At 44.7% G+C, this 14,271-nt stretch carries 13 protein-coding genes; 6 read left to right on the top strand and 7 right to left on the bottom strand.

From position 1 onward, the window contains the following. The first annotated feature begins 107 nt into the window (after positions 1–107). From L4D20_RS00085 to L4D20_RS00060, 6 genes are all read left to right on the top strand, one after another. On the top strand, positions 108–956 hold the full coding sequence (locus L4D20_RS00085) for an energy transducer TonB (RefSeq protein WP_428799526.1): 849 nt from the start codon (positions 108–110) through the stop codon (positions 954–956). 2 nt (positions 957–958) lie between these two features. Next, a complete protein-coding gene (locus L4D20_RS00080) occupies positions 959–1,732 on the top strand; it encodes a MotA/TolQ/ExbB proton channel family protein (protein WP_428799525.1) in 774 nt (257 codons plus the stop codon). Beyond that, a complete protein-coding gene (locus tag L4D20_RS00075) occupies positions 1,729–2,157 on the top strand; it encodes an ExbD/TolR family protein (protein WP_428799524.1) in 429 nt (142 codons plus the stop codon). Before L4D20_RS00080 ends, L4D20_RS00075 begins: the two co-directional genes overlap by 4 nt. An 80-nt stretch (positions 2,158–2,237) precedes the next feature. Then, entirely contained in the window at positions 2,238–3,032 is a 795-nt protein-coding gene (locus L4D20_RS00070) for a heme/hemin ABC transporter substrate-binding protein (RefSeq protein WP_428800717.1), read from the top strand. Between the two features lie 8 nt (positions 3,033–3,040). Then, on the top strand, positions 3,041–4,093 hold the full coding sequence (locus tag L4D20_RS00065) for a FecCD family ABC transporter permease (RefSeq protein ID WP_428799523.1): 1,053 nt from the start codon (positions 3,041–3,043) through the stop codon (positions 4,091–4,093). Between the two features lie 44 nt (positions 4,094–4,137). Continuing rightward, on the top strand, positions 4,138–4,959 hold the full coding sequence (locus L4D20_RS00060; RefSeq protein WP_428800716.1) for a heme ABC transporter ATP-binding protein: 822 nt from the start codon (positions 4,138–4,140) through the stop codon (positions 4,957–4,959). Positions 4,960–5,020: 61 nt separating this feature from the next. Here L4D20_RS00060 and L4D20_RS00055 read toward each other — a convergent pair whose 3' ends face one another. The 7 genes from L4D20_RS00055 to aer2 all read right to left on the bottom strand — a co-directional run bounded on the left by L4D20_RS00055 (position 5,021) and on the right by aer2 (position 14,122). Further along, entirely contained in the window at positions 5,021–6,721 is a 1,701-nt protein-coding gene (locus L4D20_RS00055; RefSeq protein ID WP_428799522.1) for an ATP-binding SpoIIE family protein phosphatase, read from the bottom strand. A gap of 62 nt (positions 6,722–6,783) precedes the next feature. Beyond that, the gene (locus tag L4D20_RS00050; protein ID WP_428799521.1) at positions 6,784–7,083 is read right to left on the bottom strand and encodes an STAS domain-containing protein; all 300 of its coding nucleotides are present in this window, start codon (positions 7,081–7,083) and stop codon (positions 6,784–6,786) included. 9 nt (positions 7,084–7,092) lie between these two features. Then, a complete protein-coding gene (locus tag L4D20_RS00045; protein ID WP_428799520.1) occupies positions 7,093–8,238 on the bottom strand; it encodes a methyl-accepting chemotaxis protein in 1,146 nt (381 codons plus the stop codon). 111 nt (positions 8,239–8,349) lie between these two features. Then, positions 8,350–9,384, bottom strand: a complete 1,035-nt coding sequence (locus tag L4D20_RS00040; RefSeq protein ID WP_428799519.1) for a protein-glutamate methylesterase/protein-glutamine glutaminase — start codon at positions 9,382–9,384, stop codon at positions 8,350–8,352. Then, on the bottom strand, positions 9,384–10,025 hold the full coding sequence (locus L4D20_RS00035; RefSeq protein ID WP_428800715.1) for a chemotaxis protein CheD: 642 nt from the start codon (positions 10,023–10,025) through the stop codon (positions 9,384–9,386). Before L4D20_RS00035 ends, L4D20_RS00040 begins: the two co-directional genes overlap by 1 nt. A 96-nt stretch (positions 10,026–10,121) precedes the next feature. Next, the gene (locus tag L4D20_RS00030) at positions 10,122–10,991 is read right to left on the bottom strand and encodes a CheR family methyltransferase (RefSeq protein ID WP_428799518.1); all 870 of its coding nucleotides are present in this window, start codon (positions 10,989–10,991) and stop codon (positions 10,122–10,124) included. Further along, positions 10,976–14,122 carry an aerotaxis transducer Aer2 gene (gene aer2, locus L4D20_RS00025; protein ID WP_428800714.1) on the bottom strand — a complete coding sequence of 1,049 codons (3,147 nt, stop codon included), beginning with the start codon at positions 14,120–14,122 and terminating at the stop codon, positions 10,976–10,978. The genes L4D20_RS00030 and aer2 overlap by 16 nt, the downstream gene beginning before the upstream one ends. Positions 14,123–14,271 lie beyond the last annotated feature (149 nt).

Below are 14,271 nucleotides of genomic sequence, written 5' to 3'. Positions count from 1 at the left end.
TGTATGGTATACCGACCAAACAATAATGTAAATAATAATTGATCTCATTCGCATATAGTGGATAATCAGTCTTATTGATGATTGAAATGGACCGAAGGAATAGGTATATGGAGTTAAAAAGGTACGCTATCTTTGCTGGGCTTTCCGTTGCAATTCATAGTGCTGCATTCTCTGCAAGCTACAAACCTATAACGATTTCACCTGTTGCTTCTACTGCTGGAAAATCTGTCAGTATCCAATTTATTGCCCCTGCACCTGCTGTAGAACAGAGCACCGCAACCGAGGTAACTAAAGAGAATCCAATTAGTAAGACTGAAACCACCACTAAAACGAAAGTTGCATCGACTATAAAACCGCAACCTAAGGCTGAGCCTGTATTGGCAGAACCTGTACTAGCTCAATCTGTACGAGCTAAGTCTGTGCAGCCAAAAGTAAAGCCAGAGAAACCAAAAGCGAAGCCAGTAGAAGCGCCACAGCTAAAAAACGATCCAGTGGCGCAGGCTAAAACGTCAAACAAGCCCATTAAACAGCCAGCACAGAAACCAGCAGAAGAAAAAACAAACAAACCAGAACAGGCTGAACCTAAACAACTCGCATCACAAAAGACGCCTAGCGAGTCTGTTGAGCAAAAACCAGAGTCACCAGTTACTACCGCCAATGCGACGAGTGCGTCACCGAAACTTATCACCAAACCAACCTTTGAAACTCGACCTTCTGCGATCGATTATCCGCGTAGCGCTAAGCGTCGAAATATCCAGGGCGTTGTCTTAGTCGAAGTGTGGCTTGACCCTGAGGGAGATCAAACTAAGTTGTTGATCGTTAACTCATCTGGCCATCAAATTCTCGATAGTGCTGCACTGAAAGGGATCTCGGAGTGGCAATTTCGCCAACACCAAAATGACGGACGAGCAATCGCTCACCGTGTTCAAATTCCAGTCAATTTCAAACTAAACTAATTATGCATATTCTTAATTCTATCCACTCTCAGCTCGGGCTCATGACATGGCCGCTTACGATCATGTCATTTCTAGTCATCATGCTCTTATTAGAACGATCTGTTTTTTTACTCCTCAATACCCGGACAAGAAGTAAATCTCTACTGCACACATTGCGCCAACTTGATATGAAAAACGCGGAGAGTGTCAATGAGTATTCAAATGTACTCATTGCGAAAAAGCATACCCTTGAACAAGGCGCGGGGATGCTCCTTAGCCATCGTTATTTTGAAAAATCATTGCGAGAAGAAGCCGTCAGCATCTGGCTACAAAAAAAACGACAAGCGTACACCTCGGGTTTAAAAATCCTCTCCATTATTGGTGTCATTGCGCCGTTAGTTGGTCTGTTAGGTACCGTATTAGGGCTGATTGATATGTTTCAAACTCTGGGGGAATCTCAAGGTTCGATTGAACCCTCTTTACTTGCTGAAGGCTTGGGCCTTGCTATGTCAACGACAGCTGCTGGCCTTCTGATTGCACTGCCCGCCATCACAGCCGCTCAGCTGTTTAACCTGTGGGCTGACAGTAACTTAAGCAAAATTGAACACGGGCTCAACCACTGCAACCTTCTATTAGAAGGGATAAGTTTTGATCAATGCGATTTACGAAATGAACAGTGCCACTTAAGAAATAAACAGAGTGCTCCAAAAAACAGTACATCGACACCGCACCAATCTTCGTTATCTTCGGATTGTTCTCAGCAATCAACAACATCAGATAGCAAACACGCCGCATGATCACAAGCAAACAAAATTCAGTCTTTAATGGTGACGATCTCAAACCGGATTTAACCCCGCTACTGGATATCATTTTTATCGTCATGGTGTTCTTACTATTAACGGCCAATATCGATATCAAAACAATGGATGTTGATATTCCAACCACAGAACAGCAAAGCGTACTGACCCAAGTTGACTCAGAGGTGATTGCCATCAATCTCATGCTCCAAGCTCCCTACTGGGCCATAGAACAACAGACTTTTAGCGATTGGGATTCATTCGCCAAAGCGCTAATTGCTACTTCTAATCAGTACCCCAAGCGAGATCTTGTCATCGGTTCAGATAAAAGTGTACCGGTCGAAAAAATGCTCCAACTGCTTGCTTTTATGCAAAAAAATAAAATGAACGCCACCAGCATCATTATGGATGAAGAGACAAAATAATGAAAAACGTACCCACTTCTCGTGCTGTAAAAGCACTGTTACTTAAAACACTAACGGTTACTACTCTGGCTTGTACGACAATGTCATTTTCTGCTGTCGCAGAGGAGCGCATTATCAGCGCTGGCTCGAACATTACTGAGCTGTTTTTTGCTCTTGGGGCTGAAGAGCAACTTGTCGCAGTTGATGTGACAAGTAAGAGCTTTGTCAAAGACATGGAGATCCCACAAGTTGGTTATCACCGCCAACTGTCTGCTGAAGGTCTCATGGCTTTGAATCCCACGCGCCTCATTGGTTCTAGTGAAATGGGCCCAGAGACAACGTTACAACTATTAAAAGCGAGTGATGTTGAAGTAATGACACTCCCATCGGATAACTCTTTATCAGCGCTTCATCAGCGTATCGATATTGTTGGTGAGATCGCGAATAAACAGATCGAAGCCGAACAACTCAAACAACAAGTTGACAGTGAAATTGAAGAGCTGTCCCACCAAGCACTTGATAAATCACCTACGGTTATTTTTCTCATGCTCAGTGAAGATCGTCCAGCAACAGCGGCTGGAACAGAAACTCCCGTCGATAAAATCATTTCTCTTTCCGGCGCTAAGAATCCAGCTGCCGAAATGATTCATTCGTATAAGCCTCTTTCTTACGAAGCCATTATTGCCCTGCAACCAGACTACATCCTTGTTAGTGACCGTTCTTGGGCAACATTTGGTGGGCAAGAAGAGATCCTCAAAAAACTTCCGTTGCTTGCCGCTACACCAGCAGGAAGTAAGCAGCAAATCATCTCAGTTCCAAGCAGTGCATTAATTGGGGGGTTCGGTCTGCATAGCTTAGAAGTCGCCAAGCAGCTCAACCAACGTTTCAATAAGTAGTTAATTTTATGTCTGTATCAAGCATTACCCGCATACCAGCACGCCTATTATTTCTAACGGGATTTGTCGCTCTTTACTGCGCCATCATCAGCTCAGTCGCTTTAGGGCCAATGGATATATCGATCATCGATAGCATTCAGGCTCTACTTCCAATGTCATTAAGAAGTGCTGATCTGCCCGCACACATCACCTTAGTCATTCAGCAGATTCGATTACCTCGCACCTTATTGGCAATTGCTGTGGGAGCAATATTGGCATTGTGTGGCACCGTCATGCAGGGGCTATTTCGTAACCCACTCGCAGACCCCGGCATTATTGGGGTCAGTGCTGGTGCATCGCTTGGTGCGGCGATAGCGATTGTTCTATTTGGCTCTCTGGCTCAAAGCTACCCACAATTACTTCTGTTTGGCACCGTACCGCTGTTTTCATTTATTGGTGGTGCATTGACGACCGTGGTGGTTTATCGCCTAGGAACAAGTGCAAACGGCACGTCTGTCACGATGATGCTTCTGGCTGGCGTAGCAATCGGGGCGCTAGCAGGTTCTGGCCTTGGTTTGATGAACTACTACGCAGACGATCAAGCATTACGTGACCTATCACTTTGGACCATGGGATCACTTGCTGGCGCTAACTGGGGCGGTTTGCTCCTTGCGTTTTTCACTTTGATTACGCTATTCATTCTATTCTACCGCAAGGCAGAACCATTGAACGCACTTCTGCTCGGTGAAGCAGAGGCCAAGCACATGGGGATTGAGGTGCAAAAGCTAAAACGACAACTTATCTTGCTGACTGCTGCAGGGGTTGGCGTCACCGTCGCCTTATCGGGAATGATCGGTTTTGTTGGCTTAATTGTTCCGCACCTTGGGCGAATGATGATCGGCCCTAATCATAAATCACTGCTTCCTATCTCTATGCTAATTGGCGCGTTGCTACTGCTCATTGCCGATATGTTGGCACGAACAGCTGTCGCTCCACTCGATATGCCCGTAGGAATCGTTACAGCCTTGATAGGCGCACCATTTTTCATTTGGCTACTTATAAAACAGAAAGGGCGCATCTAATGTCTCATACCGCGCAATTGTCTCACTCGCATACTCAACACTCTATGGCTCAACACTCTATTACTCAACAACCTGTCACTCAATCATCTGCCACTTCCGAGCACGTTATCTCGATTAACCAAGTAAGCCTGACTCTTGGCAGTAAAATGATTTTGGATAAAGTAAGCACTCATATTAATGCTGGCGAATTGACCATCTTGCTTGGCCCTAATGGAACAGGTAAAAGCTCACTGCTTAAAATGATTACGGGTGAGTATTCATCACAAGGTGATATTCACTTCTTCGAAAAAAAATCTGAACAATGGGCCCCACAAATCCTCGCAAAACATCTTGGCGTGCTTCCTCAATCGAGCAGTTTGAGTTTCAATTTTAGCGTGAAAGAAGTGGTTGAATTAGGCGGTATTCCACTGCAAGCAAGTGCCTCGACTATCACCGACATAGCGAAACAGAACATGCAACTTACGGATACTGAACATCTAGCAGACCGTTTGTATCCAAGCTTATCTGGCGGGGAGAAGCAACGAGTACATTTTGCTCGGGTGTTAACTCAATTGGCGCAGTCTAACGGACAAAAAATATTGCTCTTAGATGAACCCACGTCGGCACTGGATCTCTCTCATCAGCACCAAACCTTATCGCTGGCTAAACGGTTAACTGAGCAAGGGGCGGCAGTCGTTATTGTCATGCACGACCTAAATCTCGCCGCGCAGTACGCCGATAGAGTCATGATATTGAACCAAGGAAATATTGTTGCTGATGGGACACCATGGCAGGTCTTAACAGAAACGATTATTGAACAGGTTTATGATTTTAGCGTCAGCGTGATGCCTCATCCAAAGCAGGGACACCCTGTGATTCTTAGTTAGTTTGCTAGGTCTAATCCGCTGTCTATCGATTAGACTAGTCCCACAGACACTAGACCTAACGCTATGCTGAACTTGGGAAACCGTGTGGTGAGTTAAAGCGATATACCGCGGTGACCCTTTTACCTTCATTAGAGTACCTAAGAGAGTCACACAACTCAGCTGCGAGGACGATACCACGCCCGTGCGTTAAGCTGTTGCTCTCATCGATATCATTGAGGTGATGATAATCAAATGACGCCCCGTTGTTTTCTAACGTCATAGTAAGCTTCTCATCTTCCGGCTGATAGTCGACGTGTAGCTTAACCCAAGCGTCTACTCTCAGTGCTTTTAAACGCTCCTCTCTTAGTTGATAAAATTCAAAAAAACCATCAGGGTCTTCTTTTAAAGAGGACTCCAACCCCAATAAGCCATGTTCTATCGCATTGGCAAACAGCTCTGAAAGTACCGAGCAAACCAAATCTAAATGTTGACCACCGTTTAAGATCCCTGATAAATATTGGCGAACCTCACTGAGAACGCTGACCGTTTTTAACACGTGCGCAGGAAAATGAAGCGTGGTTTCTAATGGAATATGACTGTAGTAAAAGTCAGTCGGTATCGATTCACTGTCGTTACCATTAATGATTGGGAATGTCATAGACAACACAGAAAGGTCATCATCCGCCTTCATATTGGAAAACTCTCTTACCGCATCATAGATAGTCGGTATTTTCGCCTTTCCATTTTGCAGTACCGCTTCAAGACGATCTTGACCAAATTGCTCCCCACTCTCATTCATGGCCTCTGTAACGCCGTCGGTATAACTTAAGATTTGCTGATCAGGCTCTAAGGTGAGATGCACAATATCTGTTTCAAATTCATGGGAATCTAAAACCCCTAATGGCATATGATTAGACCTCAATCGGCGAATGATCTGTCCATCTTTATCCAGTACATAAGTATCAGGAAGGCCTCCGCCCCACCAAGAAACTTCAAAACCATTAGCCCGGATCTCAAAGACACTGGCTGCCAGCATCATTCCCATAGGAAGAAATTTTGACAGCGAGTTATTAATCTCGTTAACGATCTCGCCAAGCGATAACCCTTTCTCCGCCATGCTAAAAAAGGCTCGAGTTGCAGGAATGGCAGAGATAGCAGCAGGAAGCCCGTGCCCTGTCGCATCTGCAACCATCACATACGCGCCGCCATGAGGGCGGTTGGCTACTACAATTAAGTCGCCATTGAAGACGGTGGATGGCGTGGAGATATAATTTACACCGTAAATATGACTCACCTGCGAGCTCATCTCTTCCATCAAGTTGGTAAAAATGGACTCAGAAATAGAGTAATCATATTGAACTTGTTCTTGAAAGTGGCTCAGTTGATCGCGCTGGTGGACCACTTCTTTGTGCATTTTTACAATACGGTAGTGTGCTTGAACCTTCGCAATAATGACATTACGTTCCACAGGCTTGGCAATAAAGTCATCACCTAAGGTTAGGCAACGTTCATAAGACGTATGGTCGTCAAGTACGGTTAAAAAGATGATAGGGATATGGATATCGGGAAAGGCTTCACGTATCTCAGCAGCAGTGGTGAAACCATCTTTTTTCGGCATCATCACATCAAGTAGAATAACGTCAGGCAGTTCTTCCATTTTTTTCATAGAAGAGACGACACCTTCGCCCGTTTCAAATGTATCAATAGAAGTCGCGAGATCCGCTAGTATGCAGGCACATAACTCTCGATTGGTCACATGATCATCAACAATCATTAATCGCATTGCTCTTCTCCCTTGCTCTTCCCTAGTAAAAATAGACTCTGTAAAAGCCCTTGAACCTAGGGTTAGTCAATTTGAAACTTCTTATCGAAACGAGAAATAAGCAATATTTTCTTCACTTGCGGCAAGGTGTTGGTGATGTTGATCGATCCATCAGGTTGGCTCAAATAGTTTTGCATATTAAGCAACATACCTAAGCCCGCACTGTCGATGTAATCAACCTTGCGTAAATCGATGGTAAAACGATACTCCTTCCTATCGGTGTAGCTTTTTCTAAATTCCTGAACCAAATTAAAGCCAAATGCACCTTCAATCGCGATAGTCACTTTTTTCGAAGTTGTGTCTATTTTTGTTTCAACCGTCATATGCTTTCCTTAGAATAATTCCACTTCGCCTTCTTCAATACTTGATTGGCTTGCAGCTGGTGCTCGTCTGTTTTTTGAGCGGCTTAATATGTCTGATAACACCTCTTTAAGCTCTGCATCCTCATGGTGAGTCTCTAGTGCATTCACCACTTCCATCAAGTATTCCATTGACTCCTTGGCATAATCACCCTGCTGCATAACGATATCAGCAAATTGCAATGCCCGAACCCCATCCCCCACGTGACGATGCATTTCAACACCAAGTTGGCGAATCTTATGCACTTCTTGCTCTATCTCGATATTGACTTGGTGAACACCTTTCAACATATCATCCACTTGTTCTTTCGATTCAATAGCGGTGGACATATCAATAGATGCCATCTCTCCAACAGTGCTGTTGGCTTCTTTTACGGTGCTTTGAGCAATATTGATCTCTTTTTCAATCTCCGAGTTAAGCTCTTCTGCCTGCTTAGATAAATTTCTTACCTCTTGCGCAACCACGGCAAAACCTCGGCCGGCTTCTCCCGCTCTTGCAGCCTCGATGGCTGCATTTAGTGCTAGCAAGTTAGTCTGTTCTGACAAGCCTCTCACTTGTGCTAATAGTTTGAATACCGTACCTAACTTGTCCGACATATCATGGATACTGTGCACAGCGGAGATACTTTTCTCTGAGATATTGACCATAGTGCCAACAAATTCTGAAATGATTTTTTCAATTTTAGGTAGAACCGATGCAAGATCGTATTCACTGTCTTGGTTCGCCAGTAACCCATCAACTAAAGAGCCTGAAACCGCACTCTGCTCTTCACTGGCTTTTTGCAAACTAAAAAAGCTGTTGTTAAGTGTTTCCACCGACTCATCGATAATACTGTGTTGCTTTCCCAGTGGGTCAGCTACTTTAGGAATTCCATCTTTCAAAATAAGTTTTAGCTCTTCAGCAATACTATGTTGCAGCTCTGATTCTTCACTATTGCCATCGTCAATGACCTCAGGCTCACCAGCTGACAATACAAGCCACGGAACGGCTGCAACAATGAGCATCAGCCCTAGGTGAAATATGTTTTGTGATAGGAACATCCAAACAGCAAGAAGGGCAACTTGTACAGCCAATGCGATAAGGTTCTTGGACTTTTTAGAAAGTCTACGTTGATTCATAAGCCTTTTTCCTGACGTATCAGTGAGTTTTAATTATCATTTATCTATATATGACGGTTTTGATAGACTACAGCGTCTTTATTTTCTAACGCTTACCGTATTGCTACATTCTTACTTATAAATATAGTCATACAACTGTTTTGGAACCTGTGAGAGCGACACTAGTTTTTTTACCGCTCCAATTTCATAAGCTACTTTGGGCATACCCCACACAACGGAAGATTGCTCATCTTGCGCTAAGGTTATGGCGCCTTTGTTTTTCATATTCAGCATGCCTTCCGCTCCATCGCTCCCCATGCCCGTCAGCAATACACCTATCGCCTTATCACCAACAACTTCTGCGACAGAGTGATACATCATATCGACCGACGGTTTATGACGACTCATTGGCGGGCTATCATCTAACTGACAAAATAGATGGTTACCACGACGAAAGACCGTCAAATGTTTATCGCCTGGAGCAACGTATGCACAGCCATTAACAAGCGGGGCTTTCGACGCGGTGAGCTCTTTCACTTCAATGTCACTGGCATCATCTAAACGCTTGGCAAACGAGCGGGTAAACATCGCGCTGATGTGCTGTGTGATGATAATTGGTGGTAATCCAGCGGGAAGTGCAGACATAACATTTTTAACTGCTTCCGTTCCCCCGGTTGATGCACCGATAGCAATAATTTCAATATCTGTTTGCTTACTACAAGGATCGATTTCTGGTGCGGCCTCAACCGAATTAGCCGTTTGTACATTGGCTTTCGCCGCCATTCGAATCTTGTCATTTATTTCGGTTTTGTAATCAACAATCTCACCGGTCTCTTCGACTGAAGGTTTGGGGAAATAGTCAACAGCTCCGGCTTCAAGCGCTTCAAGTGTCGCTTCTGCCCCATGCTGAGTTAACGTGGATATCATCACCACTGGCATAGGTCGTAGACGCATTAAATTTCGTAAAAACTGAACACCATTCATTTTGGGCATTTCTATATCAAGAGTGATGATGTCAGGATTAAACTCTTTGATCATTTTCCGAGCCTCATACGGATCTTCTGCCGCAGCGATTACCTCTAGCTCTTTGTCTGAATTGATAATCTGAGTCAATAAGGCTCTAAAAACAGGTGAATCATCAACAACAAGTACTTTGGTTTTTCTCATTAAAATAACTCCGCATCATCATCATGATTTTTGTGACTCTCTTTACCCAGCTCTGTCGCGTATTTCTCTTCTTGATGCTGCAATTGATGAACTTCAGTAAATGGAATTCGTTTTAGCCACGCTTTGCCCGTCATTGGTTCAAAAATAACTTTCCGCGGCTCTAAACCACCTAAATCATGGGCTTCTACTATCAATTGCTCTTGTTCGACATAGCGGTTAATAAATTCAATATTCTTCTCTCCAATCATTGAATAACGCCCGAGCATTTGTGCACCACCAAATAGTTTCACGCGCAGATGCGATCGGTCAGATCCCATTGAGATAAGGGTATTGATTAGCATCTCCATCGCATGGCTTCCATAGCGTGATGCGGTAGAAACAACCTCAGTTGCGTGCCAGTGACGAAGTTGGTCACTGCTATCAAAAGGTAAGAGAAAATGGTTCATACCGCCAATGTGTAACTCTTTATCCCAAATACACGCGGCAACACACGAACCAAGACCCGTACAGATGACTTCATCATGATCAGTACAATAAAGGCCACCCGGCATAACCTTAACGACGTGACTTTGATGCCGAGGATGATAAAAGCGGCTAAAGTGTGCGTTTTCTGTGTGCCGCTTTTGAACGTGAAATGCCATCATTTATGAGCCTCGTTGTATGAAACGTATTTTCTTAAATCGACTGACTGTTCTACCTTTCCAATTATCTTTATGTTTGTTGATGGAGGCAGCTAGCTATTGTTCTTCTTGTTTTTTTACGTAAATGGTATGCCCAAGATGATGAAAAAGATCACTGCTTGAAGCGGCACTTTCTGAATGGCCGATAAACAAAATGCCAGTGGGCGTTAGTGCTTCATAAAACCGCTGTAACAATTTAGCTTGCGTATCCCTATCAAAATAGATCATCACATTGCGACAAGAGATAAGATCAAATTTTGCCATCTTCGGCCACTTATCAAACAAGTTGAGCTGATTGAATATAATTTGCTTCTGCAAGCCTTGCTTAATCTTTATCTTGCCTAGGTGTGTCCCCCTTCCTTTTACAAAACACGATTTTAAATAACGGTCTGGAATACTCTCTATCGCCTCTTCGTCGTAGACGCCTTCTTTTGCATGATTTAGGACGGCGGTATCAAGATCCGAGGCAAACAGGTTCACGTTATCAAAAAAATCAAATGCCCCCGCCACATACAGTGAAGAGATTAAGCTATATGGCTCTTGCCCTGTTGAGCACCCAGCAGACCAAATGTTGACGCTTTTATTTCCCTGGTGTCGCCACTGTTCTATAGCTGGACCTTCTAGAAATTCAAAGTGGTGGTACTCTCTGAAGAACTCGGTTTTATTGGTTGTAAGGGCGTTAATAAAATTAATCCGCTCGGTTTCTGAGCTTTCAATTATCGTCCGATAGTCAGCAAATTTAAGCACTCTTGCGGCCCGCATTCGTCGGCTTAACCGACCGTAAACCATATTTCGTTTACGGTCGGACAGGTAAATCCCGACGTGTTTATGCATGTACCACTGTATATACTTAAAGTCTTTATCGGTAAGCTCGAACTCTCTTTCCATCGTGGCTGTGCCCTCAGCCTGAGTTAAAACTCTTCCCATTCGTCGCTATCCTCGCCCATATCAAAACCAGAATTTACCGCCTTATTAGAGCGTAGTTCACTGACATTATTTTGAGGAGCTTCCGGTGCTTTAGTTTCTATTTTTTTAGACTCAAGCGTTGCGACATTGCTGTCTGTTGTGAAGAAGTTCATCAGGTTAAGCAGAACTTTCCCTTCGTCTTTCAACGAGGCGCTGGCGGCAGATGTTTCTTCTACCAGAGAGGCATTCTGCTGAGTCATTTCATCCATGGTGGCAATGGCTCGGTTGATTTCATCGATACCGCTCGATTGCTCAATGCTTGAAGAGGCTATCTGTGCGATAAGCTCTGTTACTTTAGCAACCGCATCAACGATCTCTTTAAGTGTGGCACCCGATTCATCGACTAAGCGAGAACCTTCATCCACTTTCTCAACACTGTCGTTGATAAGCCCTTTGATCTCTTTTGCTGCTGCGGCACTTCGCTGTGCAAGGTTACGAACCTCACCCGCCACAACCGCAAAGCCTCGACCTTGTTCACCCGCTCTAGCAGCCTCTACCGCGGCGTTCAGTGCAAGTAGATTAGTTTGGAAGGCAATTTCATCAATAACGCCGATGATGTCTGCAATTTTCTTACTCGCGTTGTTAATGCCCGACATCGCCGCAACGGCTTGCCCGACCACATCACCACCTTTGCCCGCTTTCGTCGCAGCGTCATCAGCCAGTTCATTAGCGCCTTTGGCGTTGTCAGCGTTTTGTCTTACGGTTGCGGTCATCTCTTCCATACTAGCTGCGGTTTCTTCTAGATTGGCAGCCTGCGCTTCAACACGTTGGCTCAAATCATCATTACCATCAGCAATTTCAGAAGAAGCGGTGGCTACACGGGCCGAAGAGGTTGTGATTTTTTCGGCCATGTTTCTTAGGTTCACGATAGAGGTATTGACCGCATCCGCTAAGCGAGCAAATTCACCGTTGTAGTCGTTAGACATACTGTCTTTTAAGTTACCGTCGGCAACCCCACTCATAACATCGATACACTCTCCTAGTGGCTTAACAAGCGTATCGAGTAAGTTATTAACACCATCACCTAGTTCTTTCATAAAGCCGTTATAGACAGTGGTATCAATTCGTTCGCTCAAGTCACCCACAATAGCTTTTTGAATCAGCGACTCTACTTGACGCTGGCCATCTTGCTGCTCAGTGATATCTTCCCACTGTAGGGCAGGGCCTATGTAAGTGCCTTCTGAGTCTCGCATCGCTATACAGGTTAACGTGAACTCCAGACCACCAACGGCAATATTTGAAGTAAACGGTAAAGCATCAGGGTTACTTATTATACTGCGTTGGTGCGCTGGGTTTTTATGGAAAATATCAATGTTCGCGCCAATTAATTTATTGGTATCAAAGGCTGGCAGTACCGCCCTTAGTTCCGACTCACGAGATTTCAGCAATGTCATCAGTGAGGGGTTAATGTCTCGGATAATACCTTCACTGTCGGCCATCATCAGGTTGGTGGTCATCCCTTCAACCGCTGACGCTAAGCGGCCGATTTGCTGCTCTTTCGCTCTTTCGGCTGTTACATCAGCCCACTCAAGCGTATTACCAATGTACTCTCCCTCTGCGTCGGTTATTGCGGCTACATTCAGCTCAATCAGCACATCGGCAATTTGAATATCGGTTTTGTACGGTAAGTTCGCAGGGTCAGATAGCAGCTTACGTTGATGCGGTGGGTTCTTATGGAACTCATCGATACAACGCCCCATTAACCACTCTTCCGAGGCTGTGAACCCTGGCCATACGGTTCTTAATTGATCTTCAATCGTTGCGAATAGCGTTATTGTTGAATCGTTTGCATAGGTAATCAGGAAGTCACGATCAATCATCACCATCGCAGTTTGCGCTTGACCAACGGCTGCTTGAAGCCTTGCTACGTCATTATCTCTTGCGTATTTCTCAGTTACGTCATCCCATTCGAGCGTATTACCTACGTAGTTGCCTGCTGAGTCCAGCATTGCGGATACGTCTAACTGTATTTTCACCCCTTTCACATCAATAACAGTGCTAAAAGGCAAGTTATTAGGGTCACCCAATAACTGGCGCTGATGCGCAGGATTAGTATGGAAGTTATCGATACAGTAGCCATTCAAATGCTCTTCCGTTGCCTCGAAGTTCGACCACACAGTTTTGAACAAGGCTTCATGGGTTTTCAGTAACTCAATGGTTTTCGCATTGGTGTAGGTGATGATTAGGTCTCGGTCGACCATCATCATCGCCGTTTGCGATTGATCGACGGACGCTTGTAAGCGTGCCACTTCGTTGTCTCGATTGAACTTCTCAGTAACGTCATCCCACTCTAGGGTGTTACCGACATAATTCCCTTCCGAGTCGATCATTGCCCCCACGTTGAGCTCAATCTTCACCCCTTTCACATCAATCACGGTGTTGTAAGGCAGGTTGTTTACATCCGCGAGCAGTTGACGTTGGTGCGACGGGTCTTTATGAAAACCATCAATACAGTAACCAATTAAGTGCTCTTCGGTTGCTTTGAAGTTTGACCACACGGTTTGGAATAACGCTTCGTGCGTTTGCAACAACTTGAACGTTTTAGCGTTGGCGTAGGTAATGAGGAAGTCTCGGTCGACCATCATCATCGCCGTTTGAGATTGATCCACAGAAGCTTGTAAGCGCGCCACATCATTGTCTCGATTAAACTTCTCTGTGACGTCATCCCACTCAAGCGTATTACCCACATAATTCCCTTCGGAGTCGATCATGGCCGCTACGTTGAGCTCAATCTTCACCCCTTTCACATCAATCACTGTGTTGTAAGGTAGGTTGTTTACATCCGCAAGCAATTGACGCTGGTGCGAGGGGTCTTTATGGAAGCCATCAATACAGTACCCAATTAAATGCTCTTCTGTGGCTTTGAAGTTTGACCACACTGTTTGGAATAAGGCTTCGTGCGTTTTCAACAATGTGAGTGTTTTGGCGTTGGCGTAGGTAATGAGGAAGTCTCGATCGACCATCATCATCGCGGTTTGCGATTGGTCTACAGAAGCTTGTAAGCGCGCCACTTCGTTGTCTCGATTGAACTTCTCAGTGACGTCATCCCACTCGAGCGTATTACCTACGTAGTTACCTTCCGAGTCGATCATAGCCGATACGTTCAATTCTATTTTCACGCCCTTCACATCAATCACGGTGTTGTAAGGTAGGTTGTTTACATTAGAGAGCAGTTGACGCTGGTGCGATGGGTCTTTATGGAAGCCATCAATACAGTAGCCAATCAAATGCTCTTCTGTGG

This window comes from Vibrio kyushuensis (genome assembly GCF_050337325.1).
Taxonomy (GTDB): Bacteria; Pseudomonadota; Gammaproteobacteria; order Enterobacterales; family Vibrionaceae; genus Vibrio; species Vibrio kyushuensis.
This window is presented reverse-complemented; position numbering and strand designations above follow the sequence as displayed.

Excerpts from the sequence above, each read along its gene's own strand:
- L4D20_RS00085 (WP_428799526.1), top strand. The coding sequence starts at position 108 with ATGGAGTTAAAAAGGTACGCTATCTTTGCTGGGCTTTCCGTTGCAATT.
- L4D20_RS00080 (WP_428799525.1), top strand. The coding sequence starts at position 959 with ATGCATATTCTTAATTCTATCCACTCTCAGCTCGGGCTCATGACATGG.
- L4D20_RS00075 (WP_428799524.1), top strand. The coding sequence starts at position 1,729 with ATGATCACAAGCAAACAAAATTCAGTCTTTAATGGTGACGATCTCAAA.
- L4D20_RS00070 (WP_428800717.1), top strand. The coding sequence starts at position 2,238 with ATGTCATTTTCTGCTGTCGCAGAGGAGCGCATTATCAGCGCTGGCTCG.
- L4D20_RS00065 (WP_428799523.1), top strand. The coding sequence starts at position 3,041 with ATGTCTGTATCAAGCATTACCCGCATACCAGCACGCCTATTATTTCTA.
- L4D20_RS00060 (WP_428800716.1), top strand. The coding sequence starts at position 4,138 with ATGGCTCAACACTCTATTACTCAACAACCTGTCACTCAATCATCTGCC.
- L4D20_RS00055 (WP_428799522.1), bottom strand. The coding sequence starts at position 6,721 with ATGCGATTAATGATTGTTGATGATCATGTGACCAATCGAGAGTTATGT.
- L4D20_RS00050 (WP_428799521.1), bottom strand. The coding sequence starts at position 7,083 with ATGACGGTTGAAACAAAAATAGACACAACTTCGAAAAAAGTGACTATC.
- L4D20_RS00045 (WP_428799520.1), bottom strand. The coding sequence starts at position 8,238 with ATGAATCAACGTAGACTTTCTAAAAAGTCCAAGAACCTTATCGCATTG.
- L4D20_RS00040 (WP_428799519.1), bottom strand. The coding sequence starts at position 9,384 with ATGAGAAAAACCAAAGTACTTGTTGTTGATGATTCACCTGTTTTTAGA.
- L4D20_RS00035 (WP_428800715.1), bottom strand. The coding sequence starts at position 10,025 with ATGGCATTTCACGTTCAAAAGCGGCACACAGAAAACGCACACTTTAGC.
- L4D20_RS00030 (WP_428799518.1), bottom strand. The coding sequence starts at position 10,991 with ATGGGAAGAGTTTTAACTCAGGCTGAGGGCACAGCCACGATGGAAAGA.
- aer2 (WP_428800714.1), bottom strand. The coding sequence starts at position 14,122 with ATGATCGACTCGGAAGGTAACTACGTAGGTAATACGCTCGAGTGGGAT.